At 73.8% G+C, this 23,414-nt stretch carries 19 protein-coding genes; 12 read left to right on the forward strand and 7 right to left on the reverse strand.

Translation table 11 applies throughout. The annotated features are described in order from the left end of the window. Nucleotides 1–157: 157 nt before the first annotated feature. Both ACZ7D7_RS15695 and ACZ7D7_RS15700 read right to left on the reverse strand, forming a co-directional pair. Nucleotides 158–1,366: an LCP family protein gene (locus tag ACZ7D7_RS15695; protein ID WP_470824802.1), complete on the reverse strand. Its 1,209-nt coding sequence runs from the start codon at nt 1,364–1,366 to the stop codon at nt 158–160. A gap of 121 nt (nt 1,367–1,487) precedes the next feature. Next, on the reverse strand, nt 1,488–2,243 hold the full coding sequence (locus ACZ7D7_RS15700; RefSeq protein WP_470824803.1) for a TIGR03089 family protein: 756 nt from the start codon (nt 2,241–2,243) through the stop codon (nt 1,488–1,490). Nucleotides 2,244–2,393: 150 nt separating this feature from the next. Between ACZ7D7_RS15700 and ACZ7D7_RS15705 the strand changes: the two genes are divergently transcribed. Further along, entirely contained in the window at nt 2,394–3,752 is a 1,359-nt protein-coding gene (locus ACZ7D7_RS15705; RefSeq protein ID WP_470824804.1) for a peptidoglycan recognition protein family protein, read from the forward strand. 146 nt (nt 3,753–3,898) lie between these two features. Beyond that, on the forward strand, nt 3,899–4,981 hold the full coding sequence (manB, locus tag ACZ7D7_RS15710; protein ID WP_470824805.1) for a mannose-1-phosphate guanylyltransferase: 1,083 nt from the start codon (nt 3,899–3,901) through the stop codon (nt 4,979–4,981). A 325-nt stretch (nt 4,982–5,306) separates the two neighbouring features. Here manB and ACZ7D7_RS15715 read toward each other — a convergent pair whose 3' ends face one another. The 4 genes from ACZ7D7_RS15715 to ACZ7D7_RS15730 form a co-directional block, all read right to left on the reverse strand. Next, entirely contained in the window at nt 5,307–6,326 is a 1,020-nt protein-coding gene (locus tag ACZ7D7_RS15715; protein WP_470824806.1) for a DNA-3-methyladenine glycosylase family protein, read from the reverse strand. Nucleotides 6,327–6,329: 3 nt separating this feature from the next. Beyond that, nucleotides 6,330–7,640 (reverse strand): coenzyme F420-0:L-glutamate ligase, encoded by a 1,311-nt coding sequence (locus ACZ7D7_RS15720; RefSeq protein WP_470824808.1) that lies wholly within the window; start codon nt 7,638–7,640, stop codon nt 6,330–6,332. Further along, complete coding sequence (gene cofD / locus ACZ7D7_RS15725) at nt 7,637–8,596, reverse strand: 2-phospho-L-lactate transferase (protein WP_470824809.1); 960 nt, start codon at nt 8,594–8,596, stop codon at nt 7,637–7,639. The genes ACZ7D7_RS15720 and cofD overlap by 4 nt, the downstream gene beginning before the upstream one ends. Nucleotides 8,597–8,696: 100 nt before the next feature. Continuing rightward, the gene (locus ACZ7D7_RS15730; protein WP_470824810.1) at nt 8,697–9,209 is read right to left on the reverse strand and encodes a cysteine dioxygenase; all 513 of its coding nucleotides are present in this window, start codon (nt 9,207–9,209) and stop codon (nt 8,697–8,699) included. A gap of 655 nt (nt 9,210–9,864) precedes the next feature. Between ACZ7D7_RS15730 and ACZ7D7_RS15735 the strand changes: the two genes are divergently transcribed. The 3 genes from ACZ7D7_RS15735 to ACZ7D7_RS15745 all read left to right on the forward strand — a co-directional run bounded on the left by ACZ7D7_RS15735 (nt 9,865) and on the right by ACZ7D7_RS15745 (nt 15,515). After that, on the forward strand, nt 9,865–10,128 hold the full coding sequence (locus ACZ7D7_RS15735) for a WhiB family transcriptional regulator (RefSeq protein ID WP_010034659.1): 264 nt from the start codon (nt 9,865–9,867) through the stop codon (nt 10,126–10,128). A 195-nt stretch (nt 10,129–10,323) separates the two neighbouring features. Then, nucleotides 10,324–14,004, forward strand: coding sequence for a glycosyltransferase (locus ACZ7D7_RS15740; protein WP_470824811.1), 3,681 nt, complete (start codon nt 10,324–10,326; stop codon nt 14,002–14,004). Continuing rightward, a complete protein-coding gene (locus tag ACZ7D7_RS15745; protein ID WP_470824812.1) occupies nt 14,001–15,515 on the forward strand; it encodes a DUF5719 family protein in 1,515 nt (504 codons plus the stop codon). Before ACZ7D7_RS15740 ends, ACZ7D7_RS15745 begins: the two co-directional genes overlap by 4 nt. Nucleotides 15,516–15,552: 37 nt before the next feature. Here ACZ7D7_RS15745 and ACZ7D7_RS15750 read toward each other — a convergent pair whose 3' ends face one another. Next, a complete protein-coding gene (locus ACZ7D7_RS15750; RefSeq protein WP_470824846.1) occupies nt 15,553–16,002 on the reverse strand; it encodes a metallopeptidase family protein in 450 nt (149 codons plus the stop codon). A 332-nt stretch (nt 16,003–16,334) separates the two neighbouring features. Here ACZ7D7_RS15750 and ACZ7D7_RS15755 point away from each other — a divergent pair, with 332 nt between their 5' ends. The 7 genes from ACZ7D7_RS15755 to ACZ7D7_RS15785 all read left to right on the forward strand — a co-directional run. Then, a complete protein-coding gene (locus tag ACZ7D7_RS15755; RefSeq protein ID WP_279551061.1) occupies nt 16,335–16,706 on the forward strand; it encodes a DUF3499 domain-containing protein in 372 nt (123 codons plus the stop codon). A gap of 137 nt (nt 16,707–16,843) precedes the next feature. After that, nucleotides 16,844–18,208: a phosphomannomutase/phosphoglucomutase gene (locus ACZ7D7_RS15760; RefSeq protein ID WP_470824813.1), complete on the forward strand. Its 1,365-nt coding sequence runs from the start codon at nt 16,844–16,846 to the stop codon at nt 18,206–18,208. Between the two features lie 133 nt (nt 18,209–18,341). Continuing rightward, nucleotides 18,342–18,512 (forward strand): Trm112 family protein, encoded by a 171-nt coding sequence (locus ACZ7D7_RS15765; RefSeq protein ID WP_007382472.1) that lies wholly within the window; start codon nt 18,342–18,344, stop codon nt 18,510–18,512. Nucleotides 18,513–18,543: 31 nt separating this feature from the next. Further along, entirely contained in the window at nt 18,544–19,671 is a 1,128-nt protein-coding gene (locus ACZ7D7_RS15770) for an SIS domain-containing protein (protein WP_470824814.1), read from the forward strand. A gap of 41 nt (nt 19,672–19,712) precedes the next feature. Continuing rightward, nucleotides 19,713–20,864 (forward strand): mannose-6-phosphate isomerase, class I, encoded by a 1,152-nt coding sequence (gene manA, locus ACZ7D7_RS15775; protein WP_470824815.1) that lies wholly within the window; start codon nt 19,713–19,715, stop codon nt 20,862–20,864. A gap of 123 nt (nt 20,865–20,987) precedes the next feature. Further along, nucleotides 20,988–21,953: a cation diffusion facilitator family transporter gene (locus tag ACZ7D7_RS15780; protein ID WP_470824816.1), complete on the forward strand. Its 966-nt coding sequence runs from the start codon at nt 20,988–20,990 to the stop codon at nt 21,951–21,953. Between the two features lie 368 nt (nt 21,954–22,321). After that, a partial coding sequence (locus ACZ7D7_RS15785) for an adenosylhomocysteinase (protein WP_470824818.1) occupies nt 22,322–23,414 on the forward strand: 1,093 nt, incomplete at its 3' end.

Raw genomic sequence — 23,414 nt, forward strand, 5'->3', positions numbered from 1 at the left:
GACCGAAGGAAGGACCTCATGCGGCCGGGTGCACCGGATCGCTCACACTATCCGCCCAGTTCAGCGTGGAGCGACGGCGGTGACAAATTCCACGTCCCTACAACCGGGCAATCCGGCGCATTTCTTTGAACCGGTGTTCGCCGAGTTGGTGAGCGCTTTACTCGCAGACGTCCTCGGCGGCCGTGTTCCCCCGGAACGTCGGTGCCGGCGACGCCGACGGGCCCTCCGGTGAATTGTCGCTCTTTGCGGTGGAATCCCGGGATGCCTCCCGCGCGACCGCCACGGGCGCGTCCGTGCGCAGCCGTTGGAACAGCCGCTCCGCCTCGGGCTCCACGAGTTGATCGCGATTGGCGTTGTAGAGGTACGACTCCCGTGGAACGGTGAGGAATTGCACACGTTCGGTGGGGATGTCGCGCAGGCCCCGGACGAGTTCGTACAAACCACGCAGGTTGGCCAGTTTCGGGTCGGTCGTCAGCGACGACGTCGCCGCGTCCAGGACGGGATACAGCTTCACCGGATTGAGCAGGACGTCATTGCTCTGCACCTTGTTGACGAGCGCCCCGAGGAAACGCTGCTGCCGCTCCATCCGGTCGGTGTCGCTGCCGTCACCGAGCGACTTGCGGGCCCGCACGTACCCGAGCGCCTGCTCCCCGTTCAGCTTCACGCGGCCCGCGGGCAGCCGCAGCTTGGCCGCCTTGTCGGTGACGGGCCTGCGGAGGCAGACCTCGACGCCGTCGACCGCGTCGACCATCTCCTTGAAGCCGTGGAAGTCGACGACCACGTGGTGGTTGATGCGAATCCCCGTCAGCCGCTCCACCGTGCGGATCGTGCACGCCGACCCGCCCGCCTGGAAGGCGTAGTTGAACATCGCGAACGTCGGCTCGGTGCGCGTGCCGTCCCGGCGCAGACAGCCCGGCACGTCCACCATCAGGTCGCGGGGCAGGGAGACGGCGGTGGCGCTGCGCCGGCCCGCCGCAAGGTGCAGCAGGATCGCGGTGTCCGACCGCTCCGTCCCGGAGTCCCGCCCGTAGCGGGCGTTGTCGTCACCGGAGCGCGAGTCCGACCCGATCAGCAGGATGTTCTGCGCGTCCTTGACGAGCGCGGTCGGCCGGTCCTTCTCGTACCGGGCGAGTTCGGCCGCGGCCGCCTCGTCCGGCGTGATGTTGCCGTCCAGCTTCGCGTACACCGCCCAGCCGGCCCCGGCCGCGACGACGAGGAGCACGGCGGCGCCGAGCCCGCCGCGCCGCAGCCACCGCCTGCGGCGCAGCCGCACCGCCCCGTCGCCGCTCGCCGACGCCCCCGCACCCGGCCCGAGCGTTCCCTCGGTGGTCCGGCGTCCGGAGGGCGAGCCCGCGGTGTCGGTCACGTCTGGTCCACCCCTCACGACGTACGAGCGTGTGGTGCGTGCTCCTACGACGATGACGCGGAAGCCGGACGGGGGACGGGTCGGCGTGGGCCGATCGGGTGAGGGGGCGGGGCCTGGGCGGTCAGTGGGCGACCGCGGTGACCCGCTCGCTCTCGATGCGCTTGTCCAGCGCGTCCGCGCCCAACTGGTCCACGTTCCGGCACAGCACGACCGAGCCGCCGGTGGCCAGCGGCGCGTAGAGCCCGGCGTTCAGGCCCTCCCACGTGTCGTACGGCAGCCCCGACAGGATGCGCGAACCCGGCCCCGTCAGACCGAGCGCCGTGGCCTCCGCCCGCGCCCGCTCGACGACCTCCGCGCCGCTGAACTCCCGTCCCGCCACGATCAGCGCGGGCTCCTCCGGGTCGACCGGCGCGTACGGCACGAAGCGGTCGCCCTGCCCCGGCACCTCCACCGCGTAGTCGGCGAAGCCCTCCGGCAACTGCGGGAAGCGTCCGCCGAGCGGGCGCAGCGCGAGCGCGACGCGCGCGCCGGAGCACGCCCGCGCCGCCTCCAGCGTGCCGGGGCCGCTCACCACGAGGTCGGCCGCCGCCGGATCCCCGCCGACGTCCGCGAGCACGCCGACCGACGAGCACGCCAGCAGCCACACCGCCGTCTGCCAGTGCGCGGGCAGCAGCAGCGCGACCCGGTCGCCCGGTTCGGCGGACAACTCGTCCTGGAGCAGGTTGGCGGTCTTGGCCACCCAATTGGCGAAGGTGGCCACGGACAATTCCACGCGCTCGCCCGTGGCGTCGTCGTAGAAGGTCACCAGGGGGCGGCCCGGGTCCGCGGCGAGCGCGGAAGCCAGCAGGTCGGCAGGGGTGCGGTCGGTGGCGTTCACCCGGGCAAGCGTACGCGGGCCGCGGCGCGTGGGCAGCGGTGCGGTCGCGCGGACGGCCGTCCGCGCGCCACCGGTTCGGCGGACAGCCGGCCGACAGGCCGTCAAGTCCCGGATGGACAGATAAGTGTGTATATGTCCACGATCAGTTGCATGCGTGGATTCCTTGCTTCCTCGATCGGTGTCACGTGTGCGGCGGCTCTCGCCCTCCCGCTCACCCCGCCCGCTGCCGCGGCGACCGCCAGACCGGCGCCGAACGCGGAGGTGGCCGCCGCGGCGGCCGCGGAGGCCGCCGGGCCCTACGTCCCCGGCGGCACCCAGTCGCTGCCCCTCGAACCCCTCGCCCGCGACCGCGCCGCCGGCTCCGACGCCGCCGCCGAACAGGGCCTGCCGCGCCGCGCCGTACGGCACTTCTCGCTCGTCGGCCTCGTCTGGGACGACCCCGAGGCCGAACTGCACGGCCGCGTCCAGGTCCGCACCCGCTCCGTCGACACCGGCGCCTGGTCCGGCTGGCAGGACCTGGAGACGCACAACGCCGACCACGCCGCCGACCCGGACACCGCCGAGCGCGCCTCCGGCCGGGTGCGCGGGGCCACGGCACCGCTGTGGGTGGGGGAGTCGGACGGCGTGGAGGTCCGGGTGCGGGCCGAGGCCGACGGCACCCGGAGCCTGGGCGCCATGGGGCTCCGGCTCGAACTCGTCGACCCCGGCGCGGGCGACCCGCCCTCCGGCACGCCCGCGGAGGGCCCGCGCTCCGGCGGCGCCCTCGACGCCGCGGCGAACGCGGCGTCCGCCGCCAACGCCGACCTCGCACCCCTCGGCGCCACCGAGATCCCGGCCCTGAGCCGGGCGCAGACCGAGGCGGAACTGCTCCGCACCACGGAGGGCGCGCAGCGGGCGAAGCCGTACATCGGCCCGCGCCCGCGCATCGTCACGCGGCGCGGCTGGGGCGCGAACGAGCGGCTGCGCGAGCGGAAGTTCGTCTACACGAAGAAGGTCAAGGCCGCCTTCGTGCACCACACCGCCTCGGGCAACAACTACCGCTGCTCCCAGGTGCCTTCACTCATCCGCAGTATCTACCGCTACCACGTCAAGAGCATGGGCTGGCGGGACGTCGGCTACAACTTCCTCATCGACAAGTGCGGAAAGATCTACGAGGGACGCGCGGGCGGCGTGGCGAAACCGGTCCTCGGCGCCCACACCCTCGGCTTCAACTCCCGCAGCATGGGCATCGCCGTCCTCGGCTCCTACGGCTCGTCGAAGCCGCCGGCCGCAGCGGTGCGGGCCGTCTCCCGGCTCACCGCGTGGAAGCTCGGGCTGTACGGGATGAACCCGCGCGGCAAGACGTGGCTGAAGTCCGGTGGCGGCAACCTCTACCGAAAAGGCAGGAACGTACGACTTAATGTCATCTCCGGTCACCGTGACGGCTTCGCCACGGAGTGCCCGGGCCGCAAGCTCTACGGCAAGCTCGGCACCGCCCGCTCGACCGCGGCGCGCTACCAGGGGCGCTGACAGAGGGCGCCGACAGAGGGCGCCGACAGGGAGCTTCGACACAGGGCGCCGACAAGGGCGCTGGGGGCGGGTGCTTCGGGGGGCCTGCATACACTGACCGGCCGAAACACAGTTCGGCCGGTCCCGGCAGGAAGCAGAGACGACAGGTGACAGAAGCGATCCTCCTGGTCGGCGGCAAAGGCACCCGGCTGCGCCCGCTCACGGTGCACACGCCGAAGCCCATGGTCCAGGCGGCGGGGGTGCCTTTCCTCACCCACCAGTTGGCGAGGGCCAAGGCGGCGGGCGTCGAGCACGTCGTGCTGGCCACGTCGTATCTGGCCGAGGTGTTCGAGCCGTACTTCGGCGACGGCTCCGCTCTGGGGCTGCACCTCGAGTACGTGACGGAGGAGGAGCCGCTGGGGACGGGCGGCGCCATCCGCAACGTCGCCTCGCGGCTGCGGTCGGGCCCCGACGAACCGGTGCTGATCTTCAACGGGGACATCCTGACGGGGCTGGACATCAGGGCCCTGGTGCGCACGCACGAGACGACCGGAGCGGACGTCTCGCTGCACCTGACCAAGGTGACGGATCCGCGGGCGTACGGGCTGGTGCCGACGGACGACTCGGGCCGCGTGCTGGCGTTCCTGGAGAAGCCCCAGACGCCGGAGGAGATCGTCACCGACCAGATCAACGCGGGGGCGTACGTGTTCCGGCGGTCGGTGATCGACACGATCCCGGCGGGGCGGCCGGTGTCGGTGGAGCGGGAGACGTTCCCCGAACTGCTGGCGGCGGGGGCGCACCTCCAGGGCATGGTCGACTCGACGTACTGGCTGGACCTCGGGACGCCGGCGGCGTTCGTACGGGGCTCGGCGGACCTGGTGCTGGGCCGGGCGCCGTCGCCCGCGGTGCCGGGGCGCTGCGGCGACCGGCTGGTCCTGCCCACGGCGACGGTGGCCGCCGACGCGAAGCTGGCCGGCGGCACGGTGGTCGGGGAGGGCGCGTTCGTGGCGGAGGGCGCGCGGGTCTTCGGCTCCACGATCCTGCCGGGCGCGGTGATAGAACCGGGCGCGGTGATCACGGACTCCCTCATCGGCGAGCGGGCCAGGGTCGGCTCCCGCTCGGTCCTCACGGGCACGGTCATAGGGGACGGCGCGGTGATCGGCCCCGACAACGAACTCCGCACGGGAGTCCGGGTCTGGTGCGACGCCCGCATACCGCGGGGCGCGGTGAGATTCTCCCCGGACACGTAACACCGCCCGACGTCAGCAGCGGGGGGGGGCGTGCCCTTGGGCCGGCGATCGCGTCCTGCCTCGGGTAGCTGCGGGCAGTCGTCGCCGCAGGGGCAGCGGGGGGTGGGCGGGCGCCATTCCGCGTAGCTGCGGGCAGTCGTGCCGCAGGGCGGCACGGGTGGGCGCAGCGGCACCCCGCAACGCCGGGCAGCGCAAACGCCGTAACGCTCACCGCAACGCCGGTCACCGGCCAACCGGCGTCCCCGCGCCCGCGGTCACCGCAACGCCGGTCACAGGCCAACCGGCGTCCCCGCGCACCCGCGTCCCCGCACCGGCGTGCGAGCCGTCAAAGCCCCCGAATGTCCCCCACCGGCATCCGCGGCGCCCGCCGCCCCGGCACCCGCCCACTCAACAGAATCAACCGCGCGGCCCGATGCCGCTGCCCCGCATACGGAGCCAACAACTCCAGCATCACCGCGTCATCGGCCCGCCGATCCCCCGCCAGCGCCCACCCCACGATCCCCGGCAGATGCAGATCCCCCACGGTCACCGCATCCGGCGCCCCATGACTGCGCTGCACCGTCTCCGCCGACGTCCACGGCCCGATCCCCGGCACGACCTCCAGCCGCGCCTGCGCCTCCACCGGCGCCATCCCCACCGCCTGCTCCAGCCGCGCCGCGACCCGTACCGCACGCAGGATCGTCGACGCCCGCTTGTTGTCGACACCCGCCCTGTGCCACTCCCACGACGGGATCAGCGCCCACGTCCGCGGCTCCGGCATGACGTGCATCCGCCCCGCCGCGGGCCCCGGCGCCGGCTCACCGAACTTGCGCACCAGCAGCCGCCACGCCCGGTACGCCTCGTCCGTGGTGACCTTCTGCTCCAGGACCGACGGGATCAGCGACTCCAGCACCAGCCCGGTGCGCGTCAGCCGCAGCCCGGGCCTGCGGTGCCGCGTGTGCGCCAGCAGCCGGTGCCGCGGCGTGAACAGCGACGGGTCGTCCGCCGCGCCGAGCAGGTCGGGAAGCCCGTCCAGCAGCCACTCCGCTCCCGGCCCCCAGGCCTCGCCGCGGATCTCGTCGCCGTGCCGGGTCACCCGCAGCGTCCCCGGCCCGGCCGGTGTCCGGCTCGCCCGCCACACCGAGCCGTCGGGCATCGCGCGGAACGTCGGGTCGCCCGGCCCGCGCCGCAGCGGACCGAGCACAAGACCCAGGTCGAGCGGCCACTGAGGCGTCCACGTACGCACCCGCGGCGGCGCCGGCGCCTGCCGCGGCACGCCCCCGGGCACGCCGCCGCCCCCGGGCACGCCGACCTGGCCGCCGCGCACGGTCGTCCGCGTGGTCCGGGGTGGGAAGCGTCCGGCCACGGCTCAGCGCACCTCGATGAACGCGTCCGGCCGCCGCTCCGGCCGCGGACGCGGTTCCCCGGCCGGATGCCCCACGGCCACGGCGCCCATCGGGTCCCAGTCCTCCGGCAGGTCCAGCACGCCGCGTACGACGTCGCGGCAGAACATCGTCGACGACACCCAGGCCGAACCGAGCCGCTCCCCGGCGAGGGCGACGAGGAAGTTCTGCACGCCCGCCCCCGCGGCGACGACGAACATCTCCCGCTCGGCCCCGTCCCGGCGCGGGTCGCCGTACGCGTGCGAGCCGTCCATGACCAGGCAGGGCACGACGAGGTACGGCGCGTCGCGCAGCACGTCCCCGCGGCGCACCCGCTTGGCGACGGACTCCTCGCTCTTGCCGTCCCGCCGCAGGTCCGCGATCCACGCGTCCCGCATCGCGTCCAGCAGCCGGGTGCGGGACGCCTCGGACTCCAGGAGGACGAAGCGCCACGGCGTCGTGTGGTGCGGGGCGGGCGCCGTCACGGCCGCGGCCACCGCCCGGCGCACCGCGCCCGGGTCCACGGGCTCGTCCGTGAACGACCGGACCGTACGGCGCTGGGTCACCGCCTGCCGTACGGCCTCGGACGTGCCGAGCCGGAACATGTCGTCGCGCGCGCCGCGCAGCAGCGCCCGTGCCCCGTCGCCGTCGGTCTCGGCGACCGCGTGCGGCAGCCCCCGTACGACCGCCACCGGCAGTCCGGCGGCCTTGCCCTTCACGAGGTCGCCGGCGGCGGCCAGTTCGTCCGCCGTGGCGACGACGGTCGCGGTCAGCGGGTTGCCGTGGGCGTCCGTGCCGCCGCGCAGGTCGTCGAGGACGCGCACACCGGCCGCGCCGATCGCCACGTCGGTGAGTCCGGCGCGCCAGGGGCGGCCGGAGGTGTCGGTGACGATCACGCCGACGTCCACACCGAGGGCGTCGCGCAGCCCCGCGCGGATCGCGCGCGCCGAGGCGTCGGGATCCTCGGGCAGCAACAGGACCGTGCCGGACGGGGTGTTGGAGGCGTCGACGCCCGCGGCGGCCATGACCAGGCCCTGCCGGTTCTCCACGATGCGCAGCGCGCCGCGCCGGGCGACCACCCGTACCGTCTCGGCGTCGATGGCGGCCTCCCGGTCGGCCGCCCGGACGGTGCGGCCCTCGGCCTTGGACACGATCTTCGAGGTGACGAGCAGTACGTCGCCGTCCGCGAGGCCGGGCTCGGCGGCCGCGATCAGCTTGGCCAGGTCGTCGCCCGCGGTGATCTCGGGGAGGCCGGGCACGGCCCAGACCCGGTAGCCGTCGGCGAGGGCTGCGCTCACGGCGTCCGTACCTCCTCCGCGAGGGCGAGTGCCTCGCGGGCCATCAGCGTCGTCGCGTCCAGGTCGGTCATCATCAGCGGCACCGCGCGGCAGCGGATCCCGGCCGCCTCGACGTGCTCGACCGCGTCCGCGTCGACGGAGTCGACGAGCCAGCCGTCGAGCAGGCCCGAGCCGTAGTGCCGGGCGACCGCGGCGGCCGTCGCCTCCACGCCGACCGCCGCGAGGACCTTGTCGGCCATGCCGCGCACGGGCGCGTCCCCGACGATCGGCGAGAGGCCCACGACCGGCACCCCGGCGTCGGCGATCGCCTCGCGGATGCCGGGCACGGCCAGGATGGTCCCGACGGACACGACGGGGTTGGACGGCGGGAAGAGGATCACGTCCGCCTCGGCGATGGCCTCCAGCACGCCGGGCGCGGGCTTGGCCTGCTCGGCGCCGACCGGCACGACCGCCTCGGCGGGCACCGAGGCCCGCAGCCGCACCCAGTACTCCTGGAAGTGGATCGCCTTGCGCTCGCCGTCCAGCTCGACCGCGACATGCGTCTCGACGCGGTCGTCGGACATCGGGATGAGCCGGACGCCCGGCTTCCAGCGGTCGCACAGCGCCTCGGTGACGGCGCTCAGCGGGAATCCGGCGCCCAGCATCTGCGTCCGCACGATGTGCGTGGCGAAGTCCCGGTCGCCCAGCCCGAACCACTCGGGCCCGACGCCGTACGCCGCGAGTTCCTCCTTGAGGTGGAAGGTCTCGTCGGCACGGCCCCAGCCCTGCTCCTCGTTGATGCCGCCGCCGAGCGTGTACATCACCGTGTCGAGGTCCGGGCAGACCTTCAGACCGAAGAGGTGGATGTCGTCGCCGGTGTTGCCGATGACCGTGATGTCGGCGTCCGGCGCGGCCCGCTTCAGACCGCGCAGGAACCGGGCACCGCCGATGCCGCCTGCCAGAACCACAATGCGCATGGAAACAGTGTGTCAGCCGCCGGGGCGGCGCGGTGCGGGGTGTGGACAGTGCCCGCCCGCCGGTCCGGCACGACGGCCCGGCGGGCGGGTCGCCGCCGCGTCACGCGGTCAGCGCGTCCGCCGGGTCGTGCGGCGCGGCGGCCGTGCAGCGGGCCGCGTGCATCGTCATCTCCGTCAGGCCCGGGTAGTAGACGTGCAGGCTGACGGCCGGCTCCAGGGTGTCGTTGACCACCTCGTGCACATAGCCCGGCGCGAACACCCGCTGGGCTCCCGGGCCCCACGCGCGCGTGCCGTGCCCGGTGCGCTCGGTGAGGGTGCCGTCGAGGACGGTCAGCACCCCGGACGAGGGGCCGTGGTCGTGCAGTCCGCTGCCCTGACCGGGCAACCAGGACAGCAGCCACACCTCGTAGCCGGGGCCGGTGCGCAGCCGGTGGTACCAGCGCGTCGTCGCGTCGTAGCGCACGAGGTGCTCCCACTGGGAGCGGTCGGCGGCGACGGAACGGGCAAGGCCGGCGAACTCGGCGACGGTGGCCGGGTGCTCGCGCGGGGGCTGCAGGAGATGCGGGACTTCGAGGATGTCACCGGCGATCTGGAGGTCGCTGTCGCTGTTCATGGATGCGTGGGTCCTCGGCGGAGAAGTGAGGCAGGGGGAGAGGGAGGAACAGCGCCGGAGTCGGTCGGACTCGGCGTCGGCGGGAGCGCGTGGGGCTCAACAGCCGGGACAGCGACAGCTACAGCGAGCGCGGGCAGCACCGTGGGACCCGGCGGTGCGGGTCGAGGTGAGTGCCAAGTTCGCGAGCATGCCCACAAGGACAGCGGCTCACACCTTCACTGTCAACTCGACGCCGGTATGTGGGACGGGGTTCACCCGATCCGGTCCATCTGCGTGGCGAAAGGTTTGTTCAGCCGTCTGCCGGGACACATGGCGTCCATCCGGGTGCGCGTGCGCCGTTGCGATCCCGTGATCCGAATGTGATCCGGTTCGCTTCGTCGCCGTCGTCGGAACGAGATCGAACAACCGGGCGTCTTTCTCCGTACAGGATCTGTGGGGAGGCGGAGCCCGCCCCGGCTCTCGTCTGCGTGTCAAGGTTTATGCCGATTTGAACACTTTCCGCATGGCCTTGGTTCCGCAGAGTGAATAAGGGGCTCAATAGCAGATCTCGGCTTGACTCGCCCGGAGCAGCACACTTGTAATTTCACTCGTGTCGTTCAGCCGAAAACGGTAACGGCCGCATCACGGGGACGCGAAAGACGGACGAGGGGCGTACATGACCGAGACGGTGCAGCAACTGCTGGTCGACGACGCGGACGAGGAGCTCGGCTGGCAGGAGCGCGCACTGTGCGCCCAGACCGACCCCGAGTCCTTCTTCCCCGAGAAGGGCGGCTCCACGAGAGAGGCCAAGAAGGTCTGCCTCGCCTGCGAGGTCCGCTCCGAGTGCCTCGAGTACGCCCTCGCCAACGACGAGCGCTTCGGCATCTGGGGCGGACTCTCCGAGCGGGAGCGCCGCCGGCTCAAGAAGGCCGCCGTCTGAACCGGCGCCACGTGCCCGACCGGCACGGACACTTACGGACAAACTTCATGAACGGCCCGTCGCGGGTGGGTTGTCCACAGGCGGCGGGCCGCTTCGTTGCCCAGCCGATAGTGTGGTCGCTCGTCCGAGACGCCCCGTCGCCCCCTCGGGGCCGAGGCGTCCACCGCAGTCCACCGAACCGGGGCCCGTACCTCGATGTCCGTGCACAGCCACCCGGCAGACCGGCAAGACACCGCTGCTGCCGCCCCTGAGTTTCCGCGTCATGTGGTGACCGCGGTCCTCGTCTCCCACGACGGCGCCCGCTGGCTGCCCGACGCCCTCTCCGCGCTGCTCGGCCAGGAGCGCCCCGTGCAGTACGCCATGGCGGCCGACACCGGCAGCGCGGACGACTCCGCGCGCCTGGTCACCGACGCCCTCGGCCCCGACCGCGTCCTGCACCTCGCCCGCCGCACCGGCTTCGGCCAGGCCGTCGAGGAGGCCCACCGCAGCGCGCCCCACCTCACCCCGGACGAGCTCCCGTACCTGCGCCGCCCCAGCGGCTGGGACCCCGTCACGCGCACGTGGCGCGACGACGCCTACGACCTGCCGGAGCTCCCGCACGGCGAACCCGTCCAGTGGCTCTGGCTCCTGCACGACGACTGCGCCCCCGAACCCGACGCCCTGGCCCACCTGCTGCGCGTCGTGGAGAACGAGTACGAACTCGGCCGCACCGACGTCGCCGTGGTCGGCCCCAAGCTCCGCGGCTGGTACGACCGCAGGCAACTGCTCGAAGTCGGCGTCACCATCGCCAACTCCGGCCGCCGCTGGACCGGCCTCGACCGTCGCGAACAGGACCAGGGCCAGCACGACCACGTCCGGCCCGTACTGTCGGTGTCCACCGCCGGCATGCTCGTGCGCCGCGACGTCTTCGAGCAGCTCGGCGGCTTCGACCGGCGACTGCCCCTCATGCGTGACGACGTCGACCTGTGCTGGCGCGCCCACGCGGCCGGCCACCGCGTCCTCGTCGCCCCCGAGGCCGTCGTCCGGCACGCCGAGGCCGCCTCCCGCGAGCGCCGCACCGTCGACTGCGTGGGCCGCACCGCGGCCTCCCCGCACAAGGTCGACAAGGCCGGCGCCGTCTACACCCTCCTCGTCAACACGCCCACGGCCACGCTGCCCTGGGTGCTGCTGCGCCTCGTGCTCGGCACCCTCCTGAGGACCCTCGCCTACCTCGTCGGCAAGGTCCCCGGCCAGGCGCTCGACGAGATTCGCGGCCTCATGGGCACCCTGCTGCGGCCCGAGCGGATCATCGCCGGCCGGCGCCACCGCGGCCGGCCCCAGGTCGACAGGGCCGGGATGCGCGAGCTGTTCCCGCCGCCCGGCGCGACCGTCCGCGTCACCGTCGAACAGGTCGCGAGCAACCTCGTCGGCCGCTCCGACCCCGAGGTCGCCTCCGGCGCCGGACGGCACGGCGGCGCGATCGAGTCCGGACCCGGCGGCGACGACGCCGACTTCATGCAGGTCGAGCAGTTCGCCCGGCTCAAGCGCATCGCCCGCAAGCCCGGCCCGGTGCTCTTCCTGGTGCTGCTGTTCGTCTCCCTCGTCGCCTGCCGCGGACTCCTCGGCGGCGGCGCGCTCGCGGGCGGCGCCCTGCTGCCCGCCCCGGCCGACGCCGGCGAACTGTGGTCCCGCTACCTGGACTCCTGGCACGCCGTGGGAGCGGGCGGCACCGCGTCCGCACCGCCGTACCTCGCGATCGTCGCGCTGCTGGCCTCCCTGCTGCTCGGCTCCACCGGCCTCGCCCTCACCGTCCTGCTCGTCGCCTCCGTGCCGCTGGCCGGATTCACCGCCTACTTCGCCTCCCGCCCGCTCGTCGAGTCCCGGCTGCTGCGCGCGTGGGCCGCCGTCGCCTACGCTTTCCTGCCCGCCGCCACCGGCGCGCTGGCCGGCGGCCGCATCGGCACCGCCGTCCTCGCCGTCCTGCTGCCGCTCCTCGCGCGCGCGGGCATCGCGGCGAGCGGCCTCGCGAACGACTCGGGCGCGCGCGGCAGTTGGCGCGCCACCTGGGCGTACGCGCTGCTGCTGACGATCACCACCGCCTTCACGCCGATCGTCTGGCCCGTCGCGCTGCTCCTCGGCATCGGCCTGCTCGCGCTGCGCCGCACCGACATCACGGCCCACGGGCTGCGGCTCCTCGCCCAGCTCGGCACACCGCTGCTGGTGCTCGCCCCCTGGTCGCTGTCGCTGCTGCCGTTCGGCTTCTTCCGCGAGGCCGGCCTGGAGTACGGCGCCTCGGCCGCCTCCGCGCTCGACCTGCTCGGCGCGAGCCCCGGTGGCCCCGGCATGGTCGGCGGGCTCCTGCTCATCGGCATCGTGCTCGCCGCGCTCGCCGCCCTGCTGCGCACCGAGCGGCAGCTGGGCATCCGCACCGCCTGGACCGTCGCCCTGGTCGGCTTCGTCTTCGCCGCCCTGTCCAACGGCTCCACCTGGGCCGGCCCCGCCACCCTCGTCTACGGCGTCGCCCTGCTGTCCGCCGCCGCGCTCGGCGCCGACGGCGCCCGCTCGCGCGTCGCCGAGCAGAGCTTCGGCTGGCGCCAGCCGGTCGCCGCGCTGATCGCGTTCGCCTGCGCCGCGGGCCCGCTGCTCGCCGCCGCCGGCTGGATGATCCGCGGCGCCGACGGACCCCTGGAGCGGCGCGACCCGGTGCAGGTGCCCGCGTTCGTCGCCGAGGAGAGCGGCACCCGCGACCAGGCCCGCACCCTCGTCCTCGACAGCGACTCCGGCGCCCACGTCGGGTACGTCCTGGTGCGCGGCTCCGGCGCCCGCCTCGGCGACGCCGAGATCGCCGCGGCCGACGGCGAGAACAGCAGGCTCGACAAGGTCGTCGCCAACCTCGTCGCCGGCTCCGGCGCCGACCAGGCCGACCAGCTCGGCGGCTTCGCCGTGCGCTACGTCCTGGTCCACCCGGGCGCGCCCCGCGAGATGAGCCGCATCCTCGACGCCACGCCCGGCCTGAGCCGGCTGAGCCAGCAGGCCGACGGCGCCCTGTGGCGGGTCGACCGGCAGGTCTCCCGCGCGGCGATCGTCCCCGCGTCGGGCTCCGGCGCGGCCGAGCCGCAGCCGGTGGCCGCGGGCCCCGTCGAGATCCACACCACGATCCCGGCCGGCTCCGAGGGCCGCGTCCTGCGCCTCGCCGACACCGCGGCCGAGGGCTGGACGGCCACCCTGGACGGCAGGCCGCTCACGCGGACGACCGTCGACGGCTGGGCCCAGGGCTTCGAACTGCCCGCCGCGGGCGGCAGGTTGGACGTCACCTACGACGACCCGATCGGGCACACCGCGTGGCTGTGGGCGCAGGGCGCGCTCGCCGTCGTCCTCGTCGTGCTGGCCCTGCCGGGTCGCCGCCGCGACATCGACGACGACCTGCCCGACGAGCCGGCCGTCCCCGCCCAGGCCGTCGAGGGCGAGGGCCGCAGGGCCCGTCGCCTGCGCGCGCAGGCGGAGGCCGAGGAGGCCGCCCGCGGCGCCGAGGAGACGCCCCGGGGGAGCGAGGTGCCGCCCCCGCCGCAGGAGGCCCCGGTGCCCGTGCCGCAGCAGCAGCCCTACGGCGAGTGGGACGCGGGCGCCCATCCGGGCGCCGGGTACGACGGCTACGGCGGCCACCAGGGCGAGCAGTACCCCGGCGAGCAGTACCAGGGCGACCAGCAGTACGCCGGGTACGGCCAGGGCTACCAGGACCCCTACCAGGGCGGCCAGTACGACCCGTACGGGTACGGAGACCAGGCCGGGCAGGGCACGTACGAGCAGCAGTACCAGCAGGGCTACGACCCGGCGTACGACCCCGGCCGGCCGCCGCACGGCACAGGCAGTGAGCGTCCCGACGGGAGCCAGCAGTGAACCGCACGACCCTGTCCCTGATCGCCGGCGCGACCGCGCTCGCCGCCGTGACCGGATTCGCCGCGCTCACCGCACCGGACGCGTCCGGCACGGACACCACCGCGAAGCCGGCGGCCCAACTGCCCGTGGAGCGCACGAGCCTGCTGTGCCCCGCGCCGAGCAGCTCCGACCTCGCCGAGACGACGTACACGTCGTTCACGCCCGTCACGAAGGGCGCCGAGAGCGGCGGCAAGGCCGAACTGCGCCCGGCCGTCACGGAGTCGGACGGCGAGGACGGCACGTCCGACGACGACACGGAGGAGGGCGCGGCGCGCTCCGAGAAGCCCGTGCTGAAGCCCGCCGACCCCGGCAAGCCGGTGACCGGCGAGACCTCCGGGGGCGACGCGCCGGCCCTGGTCGGCACGGCCGAGGGGCGGTACGCGCCCGGCTGGACCCTCCAGGAGACCACGGAGGTCGCCGCCGGCACCGGACGCGGCCTCCAGGGCGTCAACTGCACCGCCCCTGACACCGAGTTCTGGTTCCCGGGCGCCAGCACGGCGGCCGACCGCACGGACTACGTGCACCTGACCAACCCGGACGACTCCGCAGCCGTCGTGGACATCGAGCTGTACGGCAAGGACGGCGCGCTCGAGGCCGAGGTGGGCGAGGGCATCACGGTCAAGCCGCACGCGAGCGAGCCGATCCTGCTTTCCACGCTGACCGAGACCGAGCAGACCAACCTCACCGTGCACGTGAGCGTGCGCGACGGCCGGGTCGGCGCCGCCGTGCAGGCGCTCGACGACAAGCTGGGCGGGGACTGGCTGGCGCCGGCCGCGGACCCGGCGGGCAGCCTCGTGCTGCCGGGCCTTCCGAAGGACGCGACGCAGGTGCGGCTCGTGCTGTTCACGCCGGGTGACGCCGACGCCGACCTGAAGGTGCGGCTGGCCTCGCCGTCCGGGCTGATCACGCCCGCCGGACACGAGACGGTGCACGTGAAGGCCGGCATGACGACCGCCGTCGACCTGGGCGACGTCACGCGCGGCGAGGCGGGCTCCCTGGTGCTCACGCCGACGGACCGTTCCGTGCCGGTCGTGGCCGCGGCGCGCGTCGTGCGCGGCAAATCCGGCGAGGAGGAGACGGCGTTCGTCCCGGCGACGAGCCCGGTGGACACGCGCGCGACGTCCGTGGGCAACAGCGCCAAGGGCACCACGCTGGCGCTGACCGCGCCCGGCGGGGCGGCGAAGGTCAAGGTCACCGCGTCCGCGGGCAGCGGGGGCGGCACACCGGCGACGAAGACGTACACGATCAAGGCCGGCACCACACAGCACGTCGAGGCGCCGGTGCCGAGCGGCGCCAAGGGCACCTACGCGCTGACGGTCGAGCCGGAGCCGGGCGGCGGGGCGGTCCACGCGTCGCGCCTGCTCGTGGCCACCGGGGACGTGCCGGGCTTCACCGTGCAGACCCTCCCCGACGACCGGGGCATGGTGGCCGTGCCGGACGCGGACGAGGACCTCGCGGTGCTCCAGCGCTGAGGACCGCCGGCGGGCCCGGACGGTGCCGCCGCTCGGCTCAGTCCTCGCCGTAGCGCGGGTCCACCGTCTCCGGGGTCAGCCCGAGCAGGTCGGCGACCTGCTCGACGACCACCTCGTGCACCAGCGCGGCCCGCTCGTCGCGCCCCTTGGTGCGGATCTCGACGGGCCGCCGGTAGACGACCACGCGCGCGCGGTGACCGTCCCGGGCGGGGACGGTGCCGCCCAGCGGGACCGCCTCGTCGTTCCAGGCCTGTCCGGGGCCGTTGAGGCGCGGCACCTCCAGGACGAGGAAATCGATGTCGGCGAGCTGCGGCCACCGCCGCTCGAGGCGCTCCACGGAGTCCTGCACCAGATCCGCGAAGACCTCGGCGCGGGAGGCGGCGAGGGGAACCTGCGGCGGTGCGATCGGGCCGCGCATGCCCCTGCCGTGGCGATCACGGCGGCGGGGCCCGCGGCCGGCGGCACGGGGAGTCACGGGGTTGTCCATCACTGGTGAAGCGTAGTCCCCGCCGGGGCCGCGCGCCCCGCCCCGGCGCGCCATCCTGCGGCGCGACCGGACGGGACAACAGCATGAACGATTCGGCCAAGCTTGGCTCGAATCCACGTCCCGCCGGGCCCGCCGAACCCGGGGCGAATGACGGGGTTTGTACCGACTGGTGACCGGTGTCCCGACGCGGCGCCCTCCGGGACGCCGACGTCCGCGCAGGTCAACAGGGTTGGGCAGATGGGGCGTGTGGGGCGTTTCACACCACGACACGGTGGAGTGAGCTGGGGGAGAGTCGTCGCGGCCCGCTCAAGAGTGCGGTACCGTCCAACGTCGTGAGCCCTGTACGTCGCTGTTCGCGCACCGCCTGCGGCCGACCCGCCGTCGCGACGCTGACGTACGTCTACGCCGACTCGACCGCGGTCCTCGGCCCGCTCGCCACCTACGCCGAACCCCACTGCTACGACCTGTGCGCCGAGCACTCCGAGCGCCTCACCGCCCCGCGCGGCTGGGAGGTCGTCCGGCTCCTCGACGGTTCGGCCCCGGCCCGGCCCAGCGGCGACGACCTGGAAGCGCTCGCCAACGCCGTGCGCGAGGCCGCCCGCCCCCAGGAGCGGGTCGCCGAGGCCGGCGGCGGACGGTCGGCCGACCCGATGGAGGTCGCCCGCCGCGGGCACCTGCGGGTCCTGCGGTCGCCCGACAACTGACCGCGACTCGCCCCGCCCCCGCCGCGTACCGCCCGTGCGCCGGAGCACGGCTGGACGTCCCCTGTGGACACCTCGGCGCACTGTCGGCCCCTACGGGTAGTTTGTGGTGACCGACGGGACTTTCAGAAGGGTTGGCCGTGGCTGCTGATCTGTCGCAGATCGTGAAGGCGTACGACGTACGCGGTGTCGTCCCCGACCAGTGGGACGAGCCCCTGGCCGAGCTCTTCGGCGCGGCCTTCGCCCGGGTCACCGGCGCGACCGCCGTCGTGACCGGGCACGACATGCGCCCCTCGTCCCCCGGCCTGTCGCGCGCCTTCGCGCGCGGTGCCGCCACCCTGGGCGTCGACGTCACCGAGATCGGCCTGTGCTCGACCGACCAGCTCTACTACGCCTCCGGCGTGCTGGACCTGCCGGGCGCCATGTTCACCGCCTCGCACAACCCGGCGCGGTACAACGGCATCAAGATGTGCCGCGCGGGCGCCGCCCCGGTCGGCCAGGACACCGGCCTCGCCGAGATCCGCGAACTCACCGAGGCCTGGAGCGAGTCGGGCCCCCCGGCGCCGGCCGCCACGCCGGGCACCATCACGCGGCGCGACACCCTGGACGACTACGCGGCACACCTGCGCTCCCTGGTCGACCTCACCGCCGTCCGCCCCCTCAAGGTCGTCGTCGACGCGGGCAACGGCATGGGCGGGCACACCGTCCCCACCGTCCTCGGCGGCCTGCCCGTCGAACTCGTGCCGATGTACTTCGAACTCGACGGCACCTTCCCCAACCACGAGGCCAACCCCCTCGACCCGGCCAACCTGGTCGACCTCCAGGCCCGCGTCCGCGCGGAGGGCGCCGACCTCGGCCTCGCCTTCGACGGCGACGCCGACCGCTGCTTCGTCGTGGACGAGCGCGGCGAACCCGTCCCCCCGTCGGCGATCACCGCACTGGTCGCCGCCCGCGAACTCGCCCGCAACGGCGGTCGCGGCACGGTCATCCACAACCTGATCACCTCCTGGTCGGTCCCGGAGGTCGTCCGCGAGAACGGCGGCACACCGGCACGCACGCGCGTGGGCCACTCCTTCATCAAGGCCGAGATGGCCCGCACCGGAGCGATCTTCGGCGGCGAGCACTCCGCCCACTACTACTTCCGCGACTTCTGGAACGCCGACACGGGCATGCTCGCCGCCCTCCACGTCCTCGCCGCCCTCGGCGGACAGGACGGCCCGCTCTCCGCCCTCGTCGCCCAGTACGACCGCTACGCCGGATCCGGCGAGATCAACTCCACCGTCGACGACCAGCGGGCCCGGCTCGCCGCGATCAGAACCGCCTACGCGGACCGCGAGGGCGTCACCCTGGACGAACTCGACGGCCTGACCGTCACCTCCGCCGACTGGTGGTTCAACGTCCGCCCGTCCAACACCGAGCCGCTGCTCCGCCTCAACGTCGAGGCGAGGGACGAGACGATGATGGCCAAGGTGCGCGACGAGGCCCTGGCGATCATCCGGGGCTGAGGACCACCGCGGCCCGGGCGGGGACCGGGGCGAAGACCCCGGGGACCCGCCCGTCCACCCCGCACCCGCCCCCCACCGGCGGTAACCTGACCAGGCACATCCGCAGACGCAACCGCCCCCGAAGGGACACCACATGCCGCTCGAAGCCGGCCTCCTGGAGATCCTCGCCTGCCCCGCCTGCCACGCCCCCCTCAAGGAGCAGGACACCGAGCTGATCTGCACCGGTCAGGACTGCGGCCTGGCCTACCCCGTCCGCGACGGCATCCCCGTCCTGCTCGTCGACGAGGCCCGACGCCCCGCGTAATCGACGTCCCGGCGATCGGAGGCTGCCACCCATGCTTGACGAATCGCTGCTCGACAGCCCGGAAGGGCTCGCCGAAGCCGATCACCGCGGACTGCTCCGCGGCGCCGCCGAGGCAGGCGCCCGCGTCCGCACCGCCGCCCGGCACGCCGCCGAGGCAGGCATCAACGACCTCAAGCCCGACGGCCGCCCCCGCGCCGTCCTCATCGCCGGCCCCGGCGCCGCCGCCACCCAGGCCGCCGACCTGCTCGGCACGCTCGCCGGCGCCGGCAGCCCCGTCACCCGCCTCGCCCCCACCGGCGTCGCACCCGCCGCCGGCGCCCTGCGCTGGGAACTGCCCGGCTGGGCGGGCTCCGTCGACCTGCTGCTGATCGCCACCCCCGACGGCACCGAACCGGGCCTGTCCCTGCTCGCCGAGCAGGCCTACCGCCGCGGCTGCACCGTCGTCGCCGTCGCCCCGGCCGGCACCCCGCTCGCCGAGTCGGTCAACGGTTCGCACGGCCTGTTCGTCCCCCTGGCGACCGCCCCCTACGACCAGGAAGAACCCCTCGCCGCGTCCGCACCCGGCGTGCTGTGGGCCCTGCTCACCCCGCTCCTGGCCCTCCTGGACCGCACCGGCCTGCTCGCCGCGCCCCGCGACGCCCTCGACAAGGTCGCGGACCGCCTCGACCTCATCGCCGAGCGCTGCGGCCCCGCCATCGTCACGTACAGCAACCCCGCCAAGACCCTCGCCGCCGAACTCGCCGACGCGCTCCCGCTGGTCTGGACGGAAGGCACCTCCGCCGGCCCCGCCGGACGCCGCTTCGCCTCCGCGCTCGCCGAACTGTCCGGCGTACCCGCGCTCGTCGCGGAACTGCCCGAGGCCCTCGCCGCCCACAGCGCCCTGCTCGCCGGCCCGCTGGCCGCCGGCTCCGACCCCGGCGACTTCTTCCGCGACCGCGTCGAGGAGCCGCCCGCCCTGCACGCGCGCGTGGTGCTCCTGCGCGACCGCCCCATCGGCGGCCTCACCGCCGCCCCCGGCGCCCGCGACCTCGCCCTCAGCCACGACACACCCATCAGCGAGCTGGAGCCCGAGGAAGGCGGCGAACTGGAGACCCTCGCCGAACTGATCGCCATCACGGATTTCGCCGCCGTTTACCTGGCGCTCGCCTCCAGAGCCTGATCATGCCCGGGACGCCCTGACCCCGTAGCCAGAGAGATCGCATGGACCGCCTCGACAACACCGTCCGCCCCTACGCCTGGGGCTCGACCACCGCCATCCCGCACCTGCTCGGGATCGAGCCCACCGGTGAACCGCAGGCGGAGATGTGGATGGGCGCGCACCCGGGCGCCCCCTCGCGCACCGCGCGCGGCACGCTCACCGACGTCATCGACGCGGACCCGCGCGCCGAACTAGGCGAGGCGGCCGTCGCCAAGTTCGGCCCCCGCCTGCCCTTCCTGCTCAAGATCCTCGCCGCCGGCGCCCCGCTCTCCCTCCAGGTCCACCCCGACCTGGAGCAGGCCAGGGCCGGCTACGAGGACGAGGAGCGCCGCGGCATCCCCGTGTCCGCCCCGCACCGCAACTACAAGGACGCCAACCACAAGCCCGAACTCATCTGCGCCCTCACCGAGTTCGACGGCCTGTGCGGCTTCCGCGCCCCGGCCGAGGCCGCCGACCTGCTCGACGCCCTCGGCGTCGACTCCCTCAAGCCGTACGTCGACCTGCTGCGCGCCCAGCCCGAGGAGGCGGCGCTGCGCGAGGTCCTCACCGCTCTCCTCGGCGCCGATCGCGAGGAGATGGCCGGCACGGTCGCCGAGGCAGCCGCGGCCTGCGACCGCCTCGGCGGCGACCACGCCCCCTACGCCGGCATCGCGCACCACTACCCGGGCGACCCCGGCGTCATCGCCGCGATGCTCCTCAACCACGTCCGGCTCCAGCCCGGCGAGGCCCTGTTCCTCGGCGCCGGCATCCCGCACGCCTACCTCAGCGGACTCGGCGTCGAGATCATGGCCAACTCCGACAACGTCCTGCGCTGCGGCCTGACCCCCAAGCACGTCGACGTCCCCGAACTCCTGCGCGTCGTCCGCTTCGAGGCCGCCGACCCCGGCGTGCTGCGCCCGGAGGCCTCCCCCGAGGGCGAGGAGGTCTACGAGACCCCCATCGACGAGTTCCGGCTGTCCCGCTACGTCCTCCCCGAGGGCGGCGCCGCCCGCGAACTCACCCTCCCCACCCCGCAGATCCTGCTGTGCACCGCGGGCACCGTGCGCGCCGGGGAACACGAACTGACGCCCGGCCACTCCGTGTTCGTCCCGGCGGGCGAAACGGCCGAAGTGTCCGGAGCCGGTACGGTCTTCCGGGCCACCGTGGTGGTCTGAGCGAGACCGGTGGGCGGACCGGCGCGCCGGCGCCGGGCGGTGCTGCAACAATGACCCACCGGCAAAGGACGGGCAAAAGCCTGGTCTGCGTAACGTACGAAGGCGAAGGGACAACGCGAACACATGAGCGCGTCAGGCGGAACCAAAGCGATCGTTGCGGCACTCGCCGCGAATCTCGCGATCGCGGTAGCGAAGTTCGTGGCGTTCCTCTTCAGCGGCTCCTCGTCGATGCTCGCTGAGTCCGTCCACTCGCTGGCCGACTCCGGGAACCAGGGCCTGCTGCTGGTCGGCGGCAAGCGGGCCAAGCGCGAGGCCACCCCGCAACACCCCTTCGGCTACGGCCGCGAGCGCTACATCTACGCGTTCCTGGTCTCCATCGTGCTGTTCTCGGTCGGCGGCATGTTCGCCCTCTACGAGGGCTACGAGAAGATCAAGCACCCGCACGAGCTGGAGCACTGGTACTGGCCGGTCGGCGTCCTCGTCTTCGCGATCATCGCCGAGACGTTCTCCTTCCGCACCGCCATCCAGGAGTCCAACGCCCTGCGCGGCAAGCGCTCCTGGAAGGAGTTCGTCCGCCACTCCAAGGCGCCCGAGCTGCCCGTCGTCCTGCTGGAGGACCTCGGCGCGCTCGTCGGTCTGATCCTCGCCCTCGTGGGCGTCAGCCTCGCCCTGGCCACCGGCAACGGCGTCTGGGACGGCATCGGCACCCTCTGCATCGGTGTCCTGCTCATCCTGATCGCGCTCGTGCTCGCCGTCGAGACCAAGTCCCTGCTGCTCGGTGAGGCCGCCGGCCTGGACGAGGTGAAGCAGATCGAGGCCGCGATCGTCGACGGCGACACCGTCACCCGCATCATCCACATGCGCACGCTCCACCTCGGCCCCGAGGAGCTGCTGGTCGCCGCCAAGATCGCCGTCGGCCACGACGACACGGCCGCCGAGATCGCCGCCGCCATCGACGCCGCCGAGGCCCGCATCCGCGAGGCCGTGCCGATCGCCCGCGTCATCTACCTCGAACCCGACATCTACAGCGAGTCCGAGGCCGCCAAGGGCTCCGACCGCGAGGCCAGCCCGGGCGGCCCCGCCCACTGAGCCCGCCCGACACCCCGGAAGGGCCCGCCGAGACCTGCTCGGCGGGCCCTTCGCCGTCACCGCCGCCGCCCCGCCCGTCGACATGACCGGCTGCCGCCCGCGGGGTTCACGGTCCGTGAACGGCGTGATGTGTTCGGAGGCGGACTGGGGTGGGCCGGGCCGAGCGGTGTAGCTTGGGAGTGAGCCAGACGTCGCTGCTGATGGCGGTCGGGCGGCCCCCTCGCGGGCCGACCGAGGGAGAGAGGGCCTCCGACGGACTGCGCTGCGCGTACGCGGGCATGCCCGGTGTCCTCTTCGGGGCACCCCTGTGTCCGCCGCCGCGCAGATCAGCCGTACCCACCTCGCCCCAACCCGAGGAGCAGCTCGTAATGACGACTGTCGACAACCGACAGGACTTCAAGGTCGCCGACCTGTCCCTGGCCGAGTTCGGCCGCAAGGAGATCACCCTCGCCGAGCACGAGATGCCGGGCCTGATGGCGATCCGCAAGGAGTACGCCGAGGCCCAGCCCCTCGCCGGTGCCCGTGTCACCGGCTCCCTGCACATGACCGTGCAGACGGCCGTCCTCATCGAGACCCTGGTCGCCCTCGGCGCCCGCGTCCGCTGGGCGTCCTGCAACATCTTCTCCACCCAGGACCACGCCGCGGCCGCCGTCGCCGTCGGCCCGAACGGCACGCCGGACGACCCGCGGGGCGTCCCGGTCTTCGCCTGGAAGGGCGAGACCCTGGAGGAGTACTGGTGGTGCACGGAGCAGGCGCTGACCTGGCCCGACAGCCCCACCGGCGGCCCCAACATGATCCTGGACGACGGCGGTGACGCCACCCTCCTCGTCCACAAGGGCGTCGAGTACGAGAAGGACGGCAAGGTCCCCTCGCCCGACACCGCCGAGTCCGACGAGCACCGCGTCATCCTCGAACTGCTGACCCGCACCCTGGGCGAGAACCCCCAGAAGTGGACCCAGCTGTCCTCCGAGATCCGCGGCGTGACCGAGGAGACCACGACGGGCGTCCACCGCCTGTACGAGATGCAGCGCGACGGCATCCTCCTCTTCCCGGCGATCAACGTGAACGACGCCGTGACGAAGTCGAAGTTCGACAACAAGTACGGCTGCCGCCACTCGCTGGTCGACGGCATCAACCGCGCCACCGACACGCTGATCGGCGGCAAGACCGCCGTCGTGTGCGGCTACGGCGACGTGGGCAAGGGCTGCGCGGAGTCCCTGCGCGGTCAGGGCGCCCGCGTGATCGTCACGGAGATCGACCCGATCTGCGCGCTGCAGGCGGCGATGGACGGCTACCAGGTCACGACCCTGGACGACGTGGTCGAGACGGCCGACATCTTCATCACCACGACCGGCAACAAGGACATCATCATGGCCTCCGACATGGCCAGGATGAAGCACCAGGCCATCGTGGGGAACATCGGCCACTTCGACAACGAGATCGACATGGCCGGCCTGGCCA

Source organism: Streptomyces sp. NPDC037054, assembly GCF_055606745.1.